This window comes from Streptomyces sp. 63XJN7_1_ISO-PGPR-S23-121 (genome assembly GCF_056173025.1).
This window is the reverse complement of the sequence record NZ_CM149653.1, coordinates 1054395-1072924: the sequence shown is the minus strand read 5'-3', so window position 1 is coordinate 1072924 and position 18530 is coordinate 1054395. Positions and strand designations below refer to the sequence as shown.

17 protein-coding genes are annotated in these 18530 nt (G+C 71.3%); 10 read left to right on the top strand and 7 right to left on the bottom strand.

Features of this window, described 5'->3' with window-relative positions; translation table 11 throughout:
- Positions 1-62: 62 nt before the first annotated feature.
- Positions 63-968 (top strand): LysR family transcriptional regulator, encoded by a 906-nt coding sequence (locus AC0VYN_RS05040; protein WP_475534956.1) that lies wholly within the window; start codon positions 63-65, stop codon positions 966-968.
- 177 nt (positions 969-1145) lie between these two features.
- Here AC0VYN_RS05040 and AC0VYN_RS05035 read toward each other — a convergent pair whose 3' ends face one another.
- The 4 genes from AC0VYN_RS05035 to AC0VYN_RS05020 form a co-directional block, all read right to left on the bottom strand.
- Complete coding sequence (locus AC0VYN_RS05035) at positions 1146-2768, bottom strand: MFS transporter (RefSeq protein WP_475534955.1); 1623 nt, start codon at positions 2766-2768, stop codon at positions 1146-1148.
- Between the two features lie 227 nt (positions 2769-2995).
- Positions 2996-3469, bottom strand: a complete 474-nt coding sequence (locus AC0VYN_RS05030) for a MarR family winged helix-turn-helix transcriptional regulator (protein ID WP_475534954.1) — start codon at positions 3467-3469, stop codon at positions 2996-2998.
- A gap of 131 nt (positions 3470-3600) precedes the next feature.
- Positions 3601-4629, bottom strand: a complete 1029-nt coding sequence (locus AC0VYN_RS05025) for a LacI family DNA-binding transcriptional regulator (protein ID WP_475534953.1) — start codon at positions 4627-4629, stop codon at positions 3601-3603.
- On the bottom strand, positions 4626-7082 hold the full coding sequence (locus AC0VYN_RS05020) for a glycoside hydrolase family 2 protein (protein WP_475534952.1): 2457 nt from the start codon (positions 7080-7082) through the stop codon (positions 4626-4628). The genes AC0VYN_RS05025 and AC0VYN_RS05020 overlap by 4 nt, the downstream gene beginning before the upstream one ends.
- 272 nt (positions 7083-7354) lie before the next feature.
- Between AC0VYN_RS05020 and AC0VYN_RS05015 the strand changes: the two genes are divergently transcribed.
- From AC0VYN_RS05015 to AC0VYN_RS04995, 5 genes are all read left to right on the top strand, one after another.
- Positions 7355-8677: an ABC transporter substrate-binding protein gene (locus AC0VYN_RS05015; protein ID WP_475534951.1), complete on the top strand. Its 1323-nt coding sequence runs from the start codon at positions 7355-7357 to the stop codon at positions 8675-8677.
- A gap of 107 nt (positions 8678-8784) precedes the next feature.
- The gene (locus AC0VYN_RS05010) at positions 8785-9759 is read left to right on the top strand and encodes a carbohydrate ABC transporter permease (RefSeq protein WP_475534950.1); all 975 of its coding nucleotides are present in this window, start codon (positions 8785-8787) and stop codon (positions 9757-9759) included.
- Positions 9756-10625 carry a carbohydrate ABC transporter permease gene (locus tag AC0VYN_RS05005; protein ID WP_475534949.1) on the top strand — a complete coding sequence of 290 codons (870 nt, stop codon included), beginning with the start codon at positions 9756-9758 and terminating at the stop codon, positions 10623-10625. The genes AC0VYN_RS05010 and AC0VYN_RS05005 overlap by 4 nt, the downstream gene beginning before the upstream one ends.
- A gap of 68 nt (positions 10626-10693) precedes the next feature.
- The gene (locus AC0VYN_RS05000) at positions 10694-10969 is read left to right on the top strand and encodes a hypothetical protein (protein ID WP_475534948.1); all 276 of its coding nucleotides are present in this window, start codon (positions 10694-10696) and stop codon (positions 10967-10969) included.
- Positions 10966-11358, top strand: coding sequence for a type II toxin-antitoxin system VapC family toxin (locus tag AC0VYN_RS04995; protein ID WP_475534947.1), 393 nt, complete (start codon positions 10966-10968; stop codon positions 11356-11358). The genes AC0VYN_RS05000 and AC0VYN_RS04995 overlap by 4 nt, the downstream gene beginning before the upstream one ends.
- Before the next feature lie 207 nt (positions 11359-11565).
- Here the strand turns inward: AC0VYN_RS04995 and ychF are convergent, their stop codons facing one another.
- Complete coding sequence (gene ychF / locus AC0VYN_RS04990) at positions 11566-12654, bottom strand: redox-regulated ATPase YchF (protein ID WP_385471284.1); 1089 nt, start codon at positions 12652-12654, stop codon at positions 11566-11568.
- Between the two features lie 175 nt (positions 12655-12829).
- On the opposite strand from ychF, the gene AC0VYN_RS04985 reads away from it, so the two are divergent.
- Positions 12830-13450, top strand: coding sequence for a DUF6542 domain-containing protein (locus tag AC0VYN_RS04985; protein WP_475534946.1), 621 nt, complete (start codon positions 12830-12832; stop codon positions 13448-13450).
- Between the two features lie 219 nt (positions 13451-13669).
- Here the strand turns inward: AC0VYN_RS04985 and ppgK are convergent, their stop codons facing one another.
- Both ppgK and AC0VYN_RS04975 read right to left on the bottom strand, forming a co-directional pair.
- On the bottom strand, positions 13670-14410 hold the full coding sequence (ppgK, locus tag AC0VYN_RS04980) for a polyphosphate--glucose phosphotransferase (RefSeq protein WP_475534945.1): 741 nt from the start codon (positions 14408-14410) through the stop codon (positions 13670-13672).
- A 52-nt stretch (positions 14411-14462) separates the two neighbouring features.
- Positions 14463-15476, bottom strand: a complete 1014-nt coding sequence (locus AC0VYN_RS04975) for a 4-hydroxy-3-methylbut-2-enyl diphosphate reductase (protein WP_475534944.1) — start codon at positions 15474-15476, stop codon at positions 14463-14465.
- Between the two features lie 104 nt (positions 15477-15580).
- On the opposite strand from AC0VYN_RS04975, the gene AC0VYN_RS04970 reads away from it, so the two are divergent.
- The 3 genes from AC0VYN_RS04970 (at position 15581) to AC0VYN_RS04960 (ending at position 18523) form a co-directional block, all read left to right on the top strand.
- On the top strand, positions 15581-16954 hold the full coding sequence (locus AC0VYN_RS04970; protein WP_475534943.1) for an APC family permease: 1374 nt from the start codon (positions 15581-15583) through the stop codon (positions 16952-16954).
- 87 nt (positions 16955-17041) lie between these two features.
- Positions 17042-18250 carry an exodeoxyribonuclease VII large subunit gene (gene xseA, locus AC0VYN_RS04965; protein WP_385469325.1) on the top strand — a complete coding sequence of 403 codons (1209 nt, stop codon included), beginning with the start codon at positions 17042-17044 and terminating at the stop codon, positions 18248-18250.
- A gap of 9 nt (positions 18251-18259) precedes the next feature.
- On the top strand, positions 18260-18523 hold the full coding sequence (locus AC0VYN_RS04960) for an exodeoxyribonuclease VII small subunit (protein WP_475534942.1): 264 nt from the start codon (positions 18260-18262) through the stop codon (positions 18521-18523).
- Positions 18524-18530 lie beyond the last annotated feature (7 nt).

Here is an 18530-nt window from a genome sequence, read left to right as displayed (position 1 = left end):
GCCAACCACCCTGCCGGGAAAGCCGGTTGCCCGTCCAAGACCCACGGTGATAGCCAACGGTCATGACGACGGACGTGCATGTGCGGGAGCTGCGCTACTTCGCGGCGGTGGCCGAGGAACTGCACTTCACGCGGGCGGCCGAACGGCTCTATGTGTCCCAGCCGGCGCTGAGCAAACAGATCCGGGCGCTGGAGCGGCAGTTGGGCACCGAGCTGTTCCGGCGCGAGCCGAGCGGGGTGACGCTCACCGAGGCAGGCACGGCCCTGCTGCCGTACGCCCGGCGGGTGCTGGCCGACTGGGCCGAGGGCGCGGCGGCGGTGCGGGCGGCGCGGCACGGCACCCTGGTGGTCGGCATGAGCACCAGCCCCGGGCGCGGTGGTCTGCTGCCGGCGATCCGCTCCCGCTTCACGGCGGCCCATCCTCAGGTGCGGCCGCGGCTGCGGCAGTCGAGCTGGCACGACCCGACCGCGGGCCTGGCCGACGGCACGGCCGACGTCGCCCACGTGTGGCTGCCGCTGCCCGACGCGGGCCGCTACGCGTGGACCACGGTCGCCGAGGAACCGCGCCTGGTCGCCCTCCCCGACACCCATCCGCTCGCGGCCGTGCCCGAGGTCGACTTCGCGGACCTGGCCGACGAGCCGTTCCTCGCCCTGCCGCCGGAGGCGGGCGTCCTGCGCGACTTCTGGCTGGCGCTGGACGAACGGCGTGACCTGGGCGTCCGCCCGCCGCGCGTCGGCGCGGAGATCGCCGGCACGGAGGAGACGTACGAGGCCCTCGTGGCCGGCCTCGGCATCTGTCTCGTGGCCTTGGGCAACGCCCCGCTGATCACCCTGGGCGGCGTCACCACCCGCCCGGTGCGCGGGCTGAGCCCGAGCCGCTACGTGCTCGCCTGGCGGCAGGAGGACGAGGAACGGACGCTGGTGCGGGGATACGTGGAGGCGTGCCGGCAGGTGGTCGCCCGTGGGTGACACGCACGCGGAGATCCCGGACCGCTGCCTCACCGTCGCCGAGGTCACCGCGGCGGAAGAGCGCACTGCGGGGCTGAGCCCGGCGGGCCGGCCGGGCCGGCCGCGGCCCACCGGACGGAGCGGCGCCGCCGGGGCCCCCGCGGCCCGGCGGCGGCACTCCCCCGTGCGCCGGTGTCCTCAGTGAGCGGCGACGGCCCCCACGTCCTCGGTGCCGTCCGCCGTCTCCTCGGCGCGGCTCCTGATGCCGGCGACCGCGGCCACCGCACCGATCAGGCACAGGATCCCGGTCACGGTGACGGCGGAGTGCAGACCGTTGACGAACGCCTGGCCACTGCCCTCGACGACCGCGGCCCTGATCTGCGCCGGCATGTCGGAGGAGACCGGTGCGATGCCCATCGCGACGGCGTCCTCGGCCTTCTCGAGCCCGTGGGCCAGGGGTACCGGGACGCCCGCGCCGGTGAGCTCGCCGAACAGCGAGGAACCGACCTTGCCGGCGATCACTGAGACCAGCACGGAGGTGCCGAGGGCGCCGCCGATCTGCAGCATGGTGGACTGCAGGCCGGAGGCCACACCGCCGTCCCGGACCGGCGCGCTGCCGATGATCGCCGCGGCGGTGGCGGGCAGCACGATGCCGACGCCGAGGCCCATCGCGATGAACGGCGGCCACATGGTCGCGTAGGAGGAGTCGACGGTCCAGGTGAGCATGCCGAACATGGCCGCGGCCGAGAGGACCAGACCGAGCGGGATCGTGACACGGGGCCCGAAGCGCGTGGTGAGCTGGGAGCCGACCGGGGAGGCGAACAGCGAGGCGATCGACATCGGCAGCGTGCTGATGCCGGCCTCGACCGGCGTGTAGCCGCGCACGTTCTGCAGGTACAGCATGATGAAGAAGATGCCGCCGAGCATCACGAAGAAGTTCAGCAGGGTCATCACCGCGCCGGTGGTCAGCGAACGGTTGCGGAACAGGCGCATCGGCAGCAGCGGGTGCTCCTGACGGGTCTCGTACCAGCCGAAGAGGACCAGGAGCACCAGGCCGAGGGCGATGGTGCCGAGGGTGCCGGCGGACGTCCAGCCCCACGTCTCGGCCTTGACGATGCCGAGGACGAGCGCGAGCAGCCCCGCGGCGAGCAGGACGACACCGGCGACGTCGAAGCGGTGGCGGCCGGTGGAGTTTCTGGACTCGGCGAGGACCGACATGCTGAACAGCAGGGCGACGACGCCGATCGGCGCGTTCAGGTAGAAGACCCACGTCCAGTCGACGTGCTCGACGAGCAGGCCGCCGATGATGGGCCCCAGCGATGTCGAGACGGCCGAGACCATGCCCCAGATGCCCACCGCGAGCGGGAACTTCCTCGGCGGGAAAACGGCACGCAGGATGCCCAGGGTGTTGGGCATCAGGATGCCGCCGCACAGTCCCTGGAGGGCGCGGAAGGCGATGACGCCCTCGATGCTGCCCACCAGGCCGATGGCGACCGAGGTGACGACGAAGCCGCCGACGCCCGCGAGGTAGTGGAAGCGCCGGCCGAACCGGTCGCCGAGCCTGCCGCCGAGGATCATCGAGGCCGCGAGCGCGAGCAGGTAGGAGTTGGTGACCCATTGCAGCTCCGCGGTGCTCGCCCCGAGGTCCTTGCCGATCGCGGGGTTGGCGATGGCGACGACGGAGCCGTCGAGCTGCACCATGAGCAGGCCGAACGAGACTGCGATCAGAGCGAGCCAGGGGTTGCCCCGGCGGTCCGCGGACATCCGGCGCTCGGAAGCAGCCGTGGGCGGGACGGAGTTGCCCACAGAAGGGGACGCCATGAAATTGGCCGTTTCTCTCTTGAAGGGGATGTACGAAGTGCGCGACGAGCGGCCGCACGGCGGCACCCGGGGCCGGCCCCGCCGGCGGACGCCGGGGGGCGGGGTGGGCGCGTGGGCGCGGGCCGGGACCGAGGGCTGCCGCCAGGGGCGTCCCTCGGGACATGGAAGGGCGGCGGGAGGCCGGACGCCTCACCGCTCGTGCGTGCGCGAGCCGGTGGCCCTGCCGGTCAGCCGGCCGCGGGGTGGAGGTGGCGGCTCAACGCGCTCAGCGCTCCGAGGGCGGACCCGAGTGCGTCCAGCTCACCCTCGGTGAGCGACAGCATCGCGTGACCGAGGTGCTCCCGTTCCAGGGCGGACACCTCGGCGATCCGCCGCCGGGAGGACGCGGTGAGGTGGAGGTGGGCGATCCGCCTGTCGGCGCCGTCCTGCCGGCGCTCCAGCTCCCCCTGCTCCGTGAGCCGGGACACCAGGACGCTGACGTTGTTGGGCTTCATCAGCAGTGCCGCGGCCGCCTCGCGCACCGTCGCGCCTTCGTGCTGCGCGACGAACCGCAGCAGCGCGAGCTGCCCCTCGGGCGGCTTGGGGTGCGGGTACTCACTCGCGATGCGCCGCTCCAGGGCCCGGTGCAGCGCGGGCAGGCACGCCGCGAGCCCGGAGGCCACGTGGTCGATGCGCTGCTCGGAGGCACTGCTGTCGGGCATACGGAGACTATAGGTATGCCCTCATACCTATGTCAAAACCGCGGAGCCCTCCAGCGGCACGCGAAGGGGCGCGGCATCGTGCCGCGCCCCTGCATGGCGTCGCCAGGCAGACGGGAGTTCGACGACAGGGCCTAGGAGGGAGGCGAGGCGGTCGACGCCCTCGGCATTAGCGACGGCGTCGCGACGGGCAGGGACGTCACGTCGTGGCCCGCCAGCACCTCGAACAGCACCCGTGCGACCTGCGCCCCGAAGCCGTGCACGTCATGGCTCATCGCCGACAGCGTGGGATGCGTCAGCCGGCACAGCTGGGAGTCGTCCCAGGCCAGCAGCGACAGGTCGTCCGGCACGGAGACGCCCATCTCGGCGGCGACACCGAGTCCGGCGACCGCCATGATGTCGTTGTCGTAGAGGATCGCCGTAGGCCGCTCGGCGGACAGCAGCAGGGAACGGGTGGCGCGCGCGCCGTCCTCGCCCGAGAAACCCGTCTCGACGTGCGGGCCGCGTTCGAGGCCGAGTTCGGCCAGGGTCCGCTCGAACGCGGTCGTCCGGATGGCGCTGTGCCCGAGCCCGCGGGGGCCGCCCACGTGGGCGATGCGCCGGTGCCCCAGCACCGCCAGGTAGCGCACCGCCTCGGCGACGGCGGCGGCGTCGTCGGTCCACACCGACGGGAATCCGCCGGTGAGGGACGGGTGGCCGACCGCCACCGCCGGGAGACCGATCCGCCGCAGCGGGCCGATCCGCGGGTCCTCGTGATGGAAGTCGACCAGGATCGAGCCCCCCACCTGCCGCTCCCGCCACCAGCGCTCCTGAAGGCCGATCTCCTCCTCCAGCGAGCCGACCAGCCGCAGCAGCAGCGAGCAGTCACGCTCGGCCAGCACGCTCTCGATGCCGGAGACGAACTCCATGTAGAACGGCTCCAGGCCCAGCAGCCGGGCCGGCCGGCAGATCGCCAGCCCGACGGTGTCGACGGACCGGCGCGACAGGCTGCGGGCCGAGGAGTTCGGGGCCCAGCCCAGTTGCCGGGCCGCCGCGAAGATCCGCTCCCGGGTGGCGTCGGAGACTCCCGGTTTGCCGTTGAACGCCAGGGACACGGCGCCCTTGGACACGCCGGCGGCCGCGGCGACGTCCTTGATGGTGACGCGGACGGACGGTGCTCTCACGCCGGTTCCACGCAGAACAGCGCCGCCCGCACGGCGTTGGCCCCGGTCTCCGCCGCGCCCGTGACCCGCAGCCGGAGCCGCTCGCCGGGAAGCAGGGTCCGCAGCCCGGTGTCGCAGACCGCGTCCGGTCCCAGCCGGTCGGCCTGCAGGAGGAGGTCGCGTACGAGGGTGTGTGCGGTTACCACGACCTCGACACTACCCGTCCCCTCACCCACCGGGGTCTCCACGACCAGGTCGTAGTCCGGGGCCGGGTAGGCGAACTCCCGGTCCGTGACCGGCACGTACACGCTGCGCAGGTCCGCACCGTCGGCGACGAGGAACTCCTCGGCGGTACGCCGGTCGGGGACCAGGCCCCGGGGCACGGACTGCCGGTGCACCGCACGGGCGGCGACGGTCACGTCGAGCACGTGCCCGGCCACTTCGGTGCCGTCCGCCCGCAGCCGGCGCAGGACCACGCGGGCCTGCCAGGGCTCGGCGGACTGGTTGACGACGGCGAGTACGACGCCGTCGCCGCCGTCGCCGCCGTCGCCCGGCTGGAGCGTGAGGAGCCGGTCCGCGTAGACCCGGCGCAGCTCGTGGTAGAGGGGCTTGAGCCGGCCGTCGCCGTCGATGGCCGCCCACGAGCTGACCGGCCAGCAGTCGTTGATCTGCCAGACGACGGTGCCGGCGCACACGGGCCAGTGCGAGCGCCAGTGCTCGATTCCGGTGGCGACCGCGCGGGCCTGCACGACCTGGGTGAGGTAGTGCCAGCGGTCGAAGTCGTCCCCGGGCAGCACGAAGTGCCGCTCCACGCCCCGGTTCAGCTTGCCGTTGCCGCCCTCCGCCTTCTGGTGGTGCAGCATGCCGGGAGAGTCGGGCGCGAGTCGTTCGCCGGGCAGCGCGCGCCGCAGGGTCGCCATCGCGGGCGGCGCCTGCCAGCCGAACTCCGCCACGAAGCGGGGCACCGAGTCGCGGTACTCGGCGTAGTCCCGGCGGTTCCAGGCCTCCCACGAGTGATGGGTGCCGTGGGCCGGGTCGTTCGGGTGGTGGTCCCAGGAGCCGGACCAGGGGCTGCCCGCGGTGTAGGGGCGGGTGGGGTCGAGTTCGGCGACGATCCTCGGGAGCAGGTCCAGGTAGTACCCGCCGCCCCAGGAGTCGCCGTCGAGGTCCGGCTCCCAGTCCCAGTCGCGGAAGCCCCAGAGGTTCTCGTTGTTGCCGTTCCACAGCACGAGCGAGGGGTGCGGCAGCAACCGGACAACGTTGTCGCGCGCCTCGGCTTCGACCTCGCCGCGCAGTGGCTGCTCCTCGGGGTAGGCGGCGCAGGCGAAAAGAAAGTCCTGCCAGACCATGAGGCCCAGTTCGTCGCAGGCGTCGTAGAAGGCGTCGTCCTCGTAGATGCCGCCGCCCCAGATCCTGACCAGGTCCACGCCCGCGTCGGCCGCCTGACCGAGCCGGGTGCGGTAGCGCTCGGGCGTGATCCGGGACGGGAAGACGTCGTCGGGGATCCAGTTGACCCCGCGCGCGAAGATCCGTTCCCCGTTGACGACGAGGGTGAACCCGGTGCCGTGCTCGTCCGCCGAGCGGTCCAGTTCCACGGTCCGGAAGCCGATGCGCCGGCGCCAGGAGTCGAGGGGACGCTCCCCGGAACCCGGACCGTCGCCGTCCTCGACGAGCGTCAACTCCAGTTCATGGAGGGGCTGTTCGCCGTAGCCGCGGGGCCACCACAGGGAGACGCCGGGCACCTCCAGTGTCAGCACGGCGTGCGTCCCCTCCACGACGCCGCGGGTCTCCGCGAGGCCGTCCCCGACCCTGGCACGCACGGCGAGCGGGCGGGCCGTCCCCCGCGCGGTCCGCTCGACCTCGACACGCACCTCGACGCGGCCGGTGCCGCCGTGGACCGTCACCAGAGGGCGCACGTCGGCCAGCCGGGCCGTCGACCAGCGCTCCAGCCGGACCGGGCGCCACATACCGGCGGTCACCAGGGTCGGGCCCCAGTCCCAGCCGAAGCCGCACGCCATCTTGCGGATGTACTGGAACGGCTCCGGATAGACGTTGGGGCGCTCCCCCGTCAGCGCCCGCACCGAGGCCGCCTCGTCGTAGGCGGAGGCGAAGTCCACCTCCAGGAGACCGTGCCGACCCGTGACGTCGAAGCGGTAGCGCCGGTGCATGTTCCGGGTGCGGCCCAGTTCCCACCCGTCCAGGGTGACGGTCGCCGCGGTGTCCAGTCCGTCGAAGACCAGGTCGGTCCGCTCGTGCTCCTCCCCGGCGGTGTCGGTGGCCCGCAGGGCGCGGACGTAGGTCCAGGCCCGCCGTCCGACCCAGGCCACGTCCTTCTCGTTGACGCCGAGGAAGGGGTCCGGGATCAGTCCGGCCGTGAGCAGATCGGTGTGGACGCAGCCGGGGACGCGGGCGGGCAGCAGGCTCTCGCCGTGGCGCAGGCTCCAGTCCTCGGCGAGCGGGACGACTTCCTTCATTTACGGCTCCTTCGGCGGGACGGGCCCGGTGTCGTGGGCAACGCGGCTCAACCTAACCCCCTGTTTGTGAACCGGTCTAGCCCTCTTCGCGCGACCCAAGCCCTCGCGCGGACTCAACGGGGACATGGGTACTCCGGCCCCGCGCCTCACCTCAGGTAACGATTGAGCATCACGGGCGATCGGCTAGCTTTACCGGTTCACTGCCGACTGACATAGTCGCCGTCAGCCACCACCGGAGCCCGAGCCGTGATCCTTGGAAAGGAGCTGGGCGCATGGGGAAGAGAGCGCTGAGCGTCGCTTTGCTCGCCACCGCGACGCTGACCGTCGCGGGGTGCAGTGGAGGAGGGAGCCCGAACGCCGGCGAGACCGCCGCCGCGCCGGTGAACCCGGACGGCGTCTCGGGGGACATCACCGTGCTGACCAATCGCACCGACCTGGTCGAGGACGGGACGATGAAGAAGTACGCCGCCGAGTTCAACAGGACCTACCCCGGGGTGAAGGTCAGGTTCGAGGGCCTCACCGACTACGAGGGGGAGGTGAGGATCCGCATGAACACGGAGGACTACGGCGACGTCCTGCTGATTCCGTCGGCGGTCGCCAAGGGCGACTACCCCAAGTTCTTCGCGCCGCTCGGCGACACCTCGTCGATGAAGCCCACCTACCGCTTCACCGACAAGACGGACGTCGCCGGAAAGACGTACGGCATCGCCACCTTCGGGACCGCCAACGGACTCGTCTACAACAAGGCGCTGTGGAAGCAGGCCGGGATCACCGGCTGGCCGACGACGCCCCAGCGGTTCCTCGACGATCTCAAGACCGTCAAGGACAGGACCGGAGCGACCCCGTACTACACCAACTTCAAGGACGGCTGGCCGCTCGAGAGCCCCTGGACCAACGGTGTCGGCTCCATCAGCTGCGACACCCGGGCCTCCGACAAACTCGCCGCGACGGACGAGCCCTGGGCCGAGGGCAACGACCTCAACACCCTCGACACCCTGCTCCACGACATCGTCCACGAGAAGCTGTCGGAGAAGGACCCGGCCACCACCAACTGGGAGAGCTCCAAGACCCTCCTGGCCAAGGGCAAGGTCGGCAGCATGATGCTCGGGTCCTGGGCGGTCGAGCAGATGCGGGACGCGGCCGAGGCGGCGGGGCGGAACCCCGACGACATCGGCTTCATGCCGGTCCCCTCCCAGAAGGACGGCACGTTCTGCGCCACCCTGGTCTCCGACTACCAGCAGGCCGTCAACATCCACTCCGGCCACAAGGAAGCCGCCCGGGCGTGGATCGACTGGTTCACCGAGAAGTCCGGCTACGCGGCCGAGGAGGGCGCCGTCTCCGCCCTGAAGTCCGAGGGGATGCCGTCGACACTCAAGGACTATGTTGACAACGATGTCAGGCTGATCGAGCGTTCCGAGGCCAGGACGGCCGACGTCAACGCCGTCGACAACGCCGCCGAGATCGGGCTGAACAAGCCCGACTACCGCAAGAAGCTCATCGACATCGCCCGCGGCGCCACGGACGGTTCGCTCGAGGACTACTTCGACGACCTGAACAAGCGCTGGTCCGAGGCCAGGCAGACCGTCGGCTCCTGAACCGGCTCCCGCCCGAACCCAGCACCCGCCGGGTTTCCGCCCCGACCCCGGCGAGCGGGACCCGGCGCCCGGTGCCTTTGGCGGACGACGAAAGGCCCTGGCTCCCCATGACCCGAACCGCTTCCACGGCTTCACCACCCACCCCGGCGGCCGAGCCGGGCCCGATCGGCAGGCAGCGCTTCCGGCACCGCGCGCGGACCGGCACCTCGTGGCGTGACCGGCCGCTGAGCAGGATCACTCCGTGGCTGTTCCTGCTGGCCCCGCTCGCCTTGCTGATCACGTTCACCTACGTGCCGGTGGGCAACATGATCTATTACAGCTTCACCGACTGGGACGGAGTCAGCCCCGACCGCACCTACGTCGGCACGGAGAACTACACCGAGATCTTCACCCGGCCCGAGCTGCTGCGGGTGTTCGCGGTGAGCTTCTACTACCTCGCGGCGTCCGCCGCGCAGATCGCCGTCGCCCTGTACTTCGCCACCGTCCTCAGCTTCGACCTGCGCTTCAGGAACCTGTTCAAGGGCATCCTGTTCTTCCCGTACCTGATCAACGGTGTCGCGATCGGCTTCGTCTTCCTGTACTTCTTCCAGGACGGCGGAACGCTCGACTCGGTCCTGTCCTGGTTCGGCGCCGGCACCGACCACGCCTGGCTGGGCTCTCCGGAATCGGCCAACACGTCCATGGCCGGCGTGTCCGTGTGGCGCTTCACCGGCCTGAACTTCGTTCTGTTCCTCGGCGCGATCCAGTCGATCCCCGGCGAGCTCTACGAGGCCGCACAACTGGACGGCGCGAGCCGCCGGCAGCAGTTCCGGCACATCATCGCGCCGAGCATCCGGCCGGTGCTGAGCCTGAGCGTAATCCTGGCGATCTCCGGCTCCCTGTCCGTGTTCGAGATCCCGTACATCATGACCGGCGGCGCGACGGAGACCTCGACGTTCGTCATCCAGACGGTGAAGTTCGCCTTCCAGTTCAACAAGACCGGCCTGGCCTCGGCCTGTGCCGTGGTGCTGCTGGCGATCATCCTGGTGATCACCTGGCTCCAGCGCCGCCTCGTGCCCGACGAGAAGGTGGATCTCGTATGACCCTCTCCGCCCCCGCCCGCCCGCGGGAACGAGCACGCCGTCGCCCGCGCGCCGGTACCGCCCTGACGTACCTGTCGCTGGTCGTCGCCTCCGTCGTGGTGCTGCTGCCGCTCGCCGTAATCTTCCTGACCTCGCTGAAGTCCTACGGGGAGATCTCCGACGGCCAGGGCGCCCTGGCGCTCCCGGACGACTGGCTCAACTTCTCCAACTACGCCACAGCCTTCACCGACGGCCATCTGCTGACGGCCTTCGGCAACACGGCCTTCATCCTGCTGTTCTCCATCACCGGAACCGTGATCATCGGCTCGATGACCGCATACGCCATCGACCGCTTCGACTTCCGCTTCAAGAAGCTCGTCATGGCCCTGTTCCTGATCGCCACGCTGGTGCCGGCCGTGACGACGCAGGTCGCCACCTTCCAGGTCGTCAACAGCTTCGGGCTGTTCAACACCCGCTGGGCACCGATCCTGCTGTACATGGGCACCGACATCGTGGCCATCTACATCTTCCTGCAGTTCATCCGCGGCATCCCCCGGTCACTCGACGAGGCCGCGCGGCTCGACGGCGCCAACTCCTTCACCATCTACCGGAGGATCATCTTCCCGCTGCTGAAGCCGGCCATCGCGACCGTGGTCATCATCAAGGGCATCACCACGTACAACGACTTCTACATCCCCTTCCTCTACATGCCCTCCGAGGAACTCGGGACCATGTCGACGGCCCTGTTCCGCTTCAAGGGGCCGTTCGGGGCGCACTGGGAGAACATCTCCGCCGGGGCCGTCCTCGTCATCGTGCCGACCCTCGTGATCTTCCTGTTCCTCCAGCGCTACATCTACAACGGCTTCGCCCAGGGGGCCACGAAGTAGCGATTTCCGCCGTCGTGAAACCGGCAACCGATGCACGAAATAACAACTCGTTTGTTAAAGTAGTCGGCATGGCTGACATGACACCCACCCCTGGAGAAGGGCCCGTCCGCCCGGTTTCCGTGTCCCTGCACGAGGGCACCATCGCCGCCCTGAAGCAGCGCACAGGCCGGCGCGGCATGTCGGCATACGTCGAGGGCCTCATCCAGCGTGAACTGGAACGGGAACGTTTGCGTGAGTTGATCGCCACCGCGGAAGCCGAACACGGCCCAGTGGACCAGGAGGCGGTCGACGCCAAACGCGCGATCCTGCGCGGCGACGCGGCGAACTCGGCGGACGCCGCGTGAGCGGCACCCTCGTCCTGGACTGCGAGGGCCTCTCCAAGCTCGTACGCCGCCACCCTGAGCTGACCGAATGGCTCGCGGCAGCCGACGCCGAGGACATCCGGGTCGTGACCAGCTCGGTCACCCTGGTCGAAGCACGGGATCCGCGGGTCCACCAGGCCCAGTTCGACTACGCCGTCTCAGGCGTCAACATCATCCCGCCCAGCGAGGCCATCGCCAGACAGGCGAGCAAACTGCTCGCCGAGACCGGCCTGCACGGCCACAAGTACGCGCTGGACGCAATCGTCGCCGCCACGGCACTCGCCTCGCCCCGCCCCACGACCGTCCTCACCTCCGACCCGGAGGACCTCCTGATGCTCTGCAGCGCGGAGATCACCGTCATCAAGATCTGAGAGTGAACGGAGTCGCCCAAGGTGTGCACTTGCTGGACAACACCGTAAGGGCAAGCACGACATTCAGTGCAGACCACGGCTGGCCGGTCGGCGGGCCGGCCGGCCGTTGTGCAGCACTGGGAGCGCTAACGGGGTCAGCCCAGAACTGGACCGGCTCCGCTGCCCCGCAGACTTACCAACCCGACCGAGACCGAGCTATGGCGGCTGCTACACGTTGAAGCGGAACTCCACCACGTCGCCGTCCTGCATGACGTAGTCCTTGCCCTCCATGCGCGCCTTGCCCTTGGCGCGGGCCTCCGGCACCGAGCCCGTCTCGACCAGGTCGTCGAAGGAGATGACCTCCGCCTTGATGAAGCCCTTCTGGAAGTCGGTGTGGATGACACCGGCGGCCTCGGGGGCGGTGGCGCCCTTCTTGATGGTCCAGGCGCGGGACTCCTTGGGGCCGGCCGTCAGGTAGGTCTGCAGGCCGAGGGTGCGGAAGCCGACGTGGGCGAGGGTGGCGAGGCCGGGCTCGTCCTGGCCGACGGACTGGAGGAGCTCCAGGGCCTCGTCCTCCTCCAGCTCGGCGAGGTCCGCCTCCAGCTTGGCGTTGAGGAAGATCGCCTCCGCGGGGGCGACCAGGGCGCGCTGCTCGTTCTTGAAGTCCTCGTCGGTGAGCTCGTCCTCGTCGACGTTGAAGACGTAGAGGAAGGGCTTGGTGGTGAGGAGGTGCAGGTCGTGCAGGAGCTCGTTGCGCTCGGTGCCCTGGACGATGCCGTGGGCGAAGAGCGTGTCGCCCTTCTCCAGGATCTCCTTGGCCTCCTCGACCGCCTTGACCTTGGGCGCCACGTCCTTCTTGATCCGCGACTCCTTCTGGAGGCGGGGCAGGACCTTCTCGATGGTCTGGAGGTCGGCGAGGATCAGCTCGGTGTTGATCGTCTCGATGTCGTCCTTCGGCGAGACCTTGCCGTCGACGTGGACGACGTTCTCGTCCTTGAAGGCACGGATGACCTGGCAGATCGCGTCGGACTCGCGAATGTTGGCCAGGAACTTGTTGCCCAGGCCCTCGCCCTCGCTCGCGCCGCGCACGATGCCCGCGATGTCCACGAAGTCGACCGTCGCCGGGAGGACCTTCTCGGAGGAGAAGATCTCGGCCAGTTTCGCCAGGCGGGGGTCGGGGACGCCCACGACGCCGACGTTGGGCTCGATCGTGGCGAACGGGTAGTTGGCCGCGAGCACGTCGTTCTTGGTCAGGGCGTTGAACAGGGTCGACTTGCCGACATTCGGCAGACCGACGATTCCGATCGTGAGCGACACGTTGCGACTTCCCGTACGTGAGGATGCGGAGGGCGGGGCAGGCCAGACTGGGCCGATCCACCAGTCTACGGGGTGTCCGGTAATGGCCACGCCGGGCGTCGAACGCCTGGCCGGGCCTCGCCCCACGGCGTGTCTGTCGGGCTATTCGGCACATTAACCGACCTAAGTTGGTCCAGTGGAGCAACACAGGACGCGACCTGCGCAGTACGGACCGCGACGAGGCCGGACGCCGTTGCCCCCGCAGGGGCGGGGTGCCGGGGGCGGGGCGGTGAGACCGCCGGCCGGGTCCGCCGGTCCGGGCGGGGGAGGTGGCCCGCGCCGTCCGGCGGCGGTGGCCGGGCCCCGGCCCGGGGCGCCGGTGCCGCCCGTGCTGCGGGTCCTGCGGCGGGTGCGCGCGACGCCCAACCCCCGGCTCACCGGGCTGGGCAGCGGCCTGTTCTGCGCGGCGGTGATGGTCGCGCTCGGGTTCCTCGACCGGCTGCTGCTCGGCGGGTCCCCCACCGTCTACGGCGTGCTGTTCCTGCCGGTGTGCGTGCTGACGGCGTTCTGGGTGCGCAGGGGCGACCTGCTGACCGCGCCCGTCGTGCTGCCGATCGCGTTCGCCTCGGGCCTGGTGACGGTCGCCGAGCGCGGGGACGGGATCGGCGGGCGGCTGATGGGGCTCGTGACCGCGCTGGCCACCGAGGCCGGCTGGCTCTACGGCGGCACGCTGCTCGCCGGGTCCATCGTGCTCGTCCGGCGGATCAGACTGGTGCGCCGCCGCGCCGCCACCGCGCGGACCCGCCCGCCGGCGTGACGCTCCGGGCCGGGGCGCCGTGACCCTCGGTCGGTGCGACAGCCGGACCATGCGCCGGGCCGGGCCGCGGGGCGGCGTGCGGCCCCGCGCACGGACGGCCGGGGCCGCGGGAGGACCGCAGGGCACGGCCTCGGCACGAGGGCGGGGAGGTGACCGGCGCGCCATGGCGGCCGGACCGGAACACCGGCGAGCGGCCGGGCCGCGCCCCGTGCCTGCCGGTCAGCCGGCCGCGCGCATCGCCGCTCCCACGATGCCCGCGTTGTTCTGCAGCTGCGCCGGGACGATCTCCGCCTGGATGCCCTCGAGGTAGTGCAGGAACTTGTGGGACTTGCGGCTGACCCCGCCGCCGAGGATGAACAGCTCGGGCGAGAACAGCATCTCGACGTGGGCGAGGTACTTCCGGACCCGGTCGGCCCACTGCTCCCACGACAGATCGCGGTCGTCCTTGACCTTGCTGGAGGCCCGCTTCTCCGCGTCGTGGCCGTCCAGCTCGAGGTGGCCCAGCTCGCTGTTGGGCACGAGGACGCCGTCGGTGAAGACGGCGCTGCCGATGCCCGTGCCGAAGGTGAGCAGGACGACCGTCCCCTTCCGGCCGCGGCCGGCACCGAAGTGCATCTCGGCGACGCCCGCCGCGTCCGCGTCGTTGACGACCGTGACGTCCAGTCCGCCGAGCCGCTCGCTGAAGAGGGCACGCGCGTCCGTGTCGACCCAGCTCTTGTCGACGTTGGCCGCCGTACGGACCGTGGCGCCGCCGGTGACGACGCCGGGGAAGGTCAGTCCGACCGGGCCGGTCCAGCCGAAGTGGTCGACGACCTGCTTCACCCCGTCGGCCACCCCGTCGGGGGTCGCCGGGTGCGGGGTGAGCACCTTGTGGCGCTCCTGGGCCAGGTCGCCCTTGTCGAGGTCCACAGGGGCGCCCTTGATCCCGGATCCGCCGATGTCCACGCCGAAGATCTCCATGGCTCCACGTTACGACGGGCCACCGACCGTCACGCGGGCGGTGCGGGAACGGTCAGACCCCCGTACCGGAACCGCCCCGTCCGGCCACCAGTGCGGCGGCCTCCTCGCGCAGGTCGCGGCGGAGTTCCTTGGGCAGCGAGAAGGTGATCGACTCCTCGGCGGCCTTGACGATCTCCACGTCCTCGAAGCCGCGCGGCGCCAGCCACTCCAGGACCTGCTCGACCAGGACGTCGGGGACGGACGCGCCGGAGGTGACGCCGACCGTGGTCACGCCCTCCAGCCAGGCCTCGTCGATCTCGTCGGCGAAGTCCACCAGGTAGGCGTCCCGCGCGCCGGCCTGCTTGGCGACCTCGACCAGCCGCTTGGAGTTGGAGGAGTTGCGCGAGCCGACGACGATCACCAGGTCGGCCTCGGCGCCCATCTGCTTCACCGCGAGCTGGCGGTTCTGCGTGGCGTAGCAGATGTCGTCGCTCGGCGGCGAGAGGAGTTGCGGGAACTTGTCCTTGAGCGCGTCGACGGTCTCCATGGTCTCGTCGACGGAGAGGGTGGTCTGCGACAGCCACACCACCTTCGACGGGTCGCGGACCTCGACCTTCGCCACGTCCTCGGGGCCGTCGACGAGCTGGATGTGGTCGGGGGCCTCGCCCGAGGTGCCGATGACCTCCTCGTGGCCCTCGTGGCCGATCAGGAGGATGTCGTAGTCGTCGTTCGCGAAGCGGACGGCTTCCTTGTGCACCTTGGTGACGAGCGGGCAGGTGGCGTCGATGGTGGCGAGCCGGCCGCGTTCGGCCTCCTCGTGGACGACGGGGGCCACGCCGTGCGCGGAGAACATGACGATGTTCCCCGGCGGGACCTCCTCCGTCCGCTCGACGAAGATCGCGCCCTTCTTCTCGAGGGTCTGCACGACGTACTTGTTGTGGACGATCTCGTGCCGGACGTAGACGGGGGCCCCGTACTGCTCCAGGGCCTTCTCGACGGCGATCACGGCGCGGTCCACACCCGCGCAGTAACCACGGGGGGCGGCGAGCAGGACACGGCGGCCAGGCGAAGCGGTCATGGGACCCATCGTAAGGCCGCGTTCGGCGGGTCAGGGATCGCGTGGACGCGGCCCCGCCGGGGACACTGACGGGGACGTTCCGAGCCACACCCCGATGCGCTGGCGGAGGCACGATGTCCGAGTCCGGTACCACGGCCCCCGGGGCCGGTGCGGAACACGAGCTGAGGCGCACCCTGGGCTTCAGGGACCTGGTGGTCTACGGACTGCTGTTCATCGCGCCCATGGCACCGGTCGGCGTCTTCGGCACGCTGGACGCCAAGTCGCACGGCGCGGTGGCACTCGTCTACGTCGTCGCCACGGTCGCGATGGCGTTCACCGCCTTCAGCTACGCCCAGATGGTGCGGGTGGTCCCCCAGGCGGGGTCGGTGTTCGCCTACGCGCGCGTGGGGCTCGGCGACAGGGCCGGTTTCGTCGCCGGGTGGATGGCGATGCTGGACTACGTCCTCATCCCGGCGGTGGCCTACCTGTTCTCCGGTATCGCCATGGAGGCGCTGGTCCCGGAGGTGTCCCGGTGGGTGTGGACGGCGCTGGCGGTGGTCGTGACGACGGCGCTGAACCTGTGGGGGGTGCGGGCGGCGGCCCGGGTGGGCTTCCTGGTCCTCGCCCTGGAGATCGCGGTGCTGCTGGTGTTCGTGGCGTCGGCGATCGTGGTCCTCGCGCGCGACGGCGCCGAGCGGGACTGGTTGTCGCCGCTGTCCGGGGACGGCACGCAGGGCGCGTTCGCGCTGTCGGCGGTGGTCGGCGCGGTGTCCGTGGCGGTGCTGTCGTACCTGGGCTTCGACGCGATCGCGACGTTCGCGGAGGAGGTCACGGGGGGTTCGGCGAAGGTGGCGCGGGCGCTGTTGTTCTGCCTGGCGCTGGCGGGTGTGCTGTTCGTGGCGCAGACGTATCTGGTGGCGCTGCTGGAGCCGGTGTCGTCGGCGGAGCTGGCGGCGGATCCGGCGCGGCAGGGGTCGGCGTTCTACGACGCGGTGGACTCGTCCGTGGGGACGTGGCTGCACGACCTGGTGGCGGTGAGCAAGGCGATCGGTGCGGCGTTCGCCGCGCTGGCCGGGCAGGCGGCGGCCGGGCGGCTGCTGTTCGCGATGGGCCGCGACCGGCGGCTGCCGGGGGCGCTGGCGCGCACGGACGCCGGGGTGCCGCGGGTGGCACTGCTGGTCGCGGCCGTGATCACGATGGTGGCGGCGGTGTGGGCGGCACGGCGGGACGACGGCCTCGACCAGCTGGTGTCGGTGGTCGACGTCGGCGCGCTGACCGCGTTCACGCTGCTGCACGCCAGCGTGGTGGGCTGGTTCACGGTGCGGCGCCGCGGGGGCCGGGTGAGCTGGTGGCGCCATGTGCTGCTGCCGGTGCTCGGCGCGGCCATCACGATCGCGGTGATCGTGGAGGCCTCGGGGACCGCGCAGGTGGTCGGGGCGATCTGGCTGGCGGTCGGACTGGTGGTCCTGGTGGCGCAGTCCCGCCGGAGGGGCCCAGCGGGGGCGTGAGGCCGCCGGCGCGGGGGCGGTCGGGCGAGCACGGTCGGCGTGTCAGGGCGGGGAGCGTTGTCGTACGTGGCCGTTACGCTCGACCGCATGGCTGCGAACACGTCCCCCGAAGCTCCCCTGCCCGTCGGCGAGGTGTCACGGCTGATCGGGGGCTGGATCGACCGGCTCGGCGCGGTGTGGGTCGAGGGGCAGATCACGCAGCTGTCGCGGCGGCCGGGCGCCGGGGTCGTGTTCCTGACCCTGCGCGACCCGTCGTACGACATCTCCGTGAGCGTGACCTGCTACCGCCAGGTGTTCGACGCGGTGGCGGACGTGGTCGGCGAGGGTGCCCGCGTGGTCGTGCACGCCAAGCCGGAGTGGTACGCGCCGCGCGGGCAGCTTTCGCTGCGGGCGGCCGAGATCAAGCCGGTGGGGGTCGGGGAGCTGCTCGCGCGGCTGGAGCAGCTGAAGAAGTCCCTGGCGCGCGAGGGGCTGTTCGCGGCGGAGCGGAAGAAGGCACTGCCCTTCCTGCCGCAGCTGATCGGCCTGGTCTGCGGGCGGGCCTCCGCGGCCGAGCGGGACGTGCTGGAGAATGCCCGGCACCGCTGGCCCGCCGTCCGCTTCGAGGTGCGCAACGTCCCGGTGCAGGGCGTGCACGCGGTGCCGCAGGTGGTGCAGGCGGTGAAGGAGCTCGACGCGATGGACGCCGTGGACGTGATCGTCGTCGCGCGCGGCGGCGGCAGCGTGGAGGACCTGCTGCCGTTCTCCGACGAGCAGCTCGTCCGGGCGGTCGCCGCCTGCCGTACGCCGGTCGTCTCGGCGATCGGGCACGAGCCGGACAGTCCCCTGCTGGACCTCGTCGCCGACCTGCGCGCCTCCACGCCGACCGACGCGGCGAAGAAGGTCGTGCCGGACGTGGGCGAGGAGTACGAGCGGGTGCGGCAGCTGCGGGACCGGGCGCGGCGGTGCGTCGCGGCGTTCGTCGACCGCGAGGAGCGGGGGCTGGCCCACGCGCTGGCCCGGCCGTCGATACAGGACCCGCACCGGATGATCGACGAGCGGGCCGAGCAGGTGACGGCCCTGCTGGAGCGGGGTCGCCGCTCGCTGCGGCACCAGCTCGACCGGGCCGAGTCCGAGCTGACGCACACGCACGCGCGCGTGGTGGCCCTCTCCCCCGCCGCGACCCTGGAGCGCGGGTACGCCGTGCTGCAGCGGGCCGACGGCCAGGCGGTGCGCGGCCCGGGCGAGGTGGAGCCGGGCGAGACGCTGCGCGCCCGCGTCTTCGAAGGTGATTTCTCCGTACGAGTCGACGCATAGGGTGAGTGGATGACCAGCGAGGTGGAACAGCCGGCGGCCGTGTCCGAGGCGCTCGGGTACGAGCAGGCGCGGGACGAGCTGATCGAGGTCGTACGGCGGCTGGAGGCCGGCGGTACGACTCTGGAGGAGTCCCTGGCCCTGTGGGAGCGGGGCGAGGAGCTGGCGAAGGTGTGCCGGCGGTGGCTGGAGGGCGCCAGGGCCCGCCTGGACGCGGCGCTGGCCGAGGAGACCGGGCCCGAGGACGGGGACGGGGACGGGGACGGGGACGCCTAGAAGACTC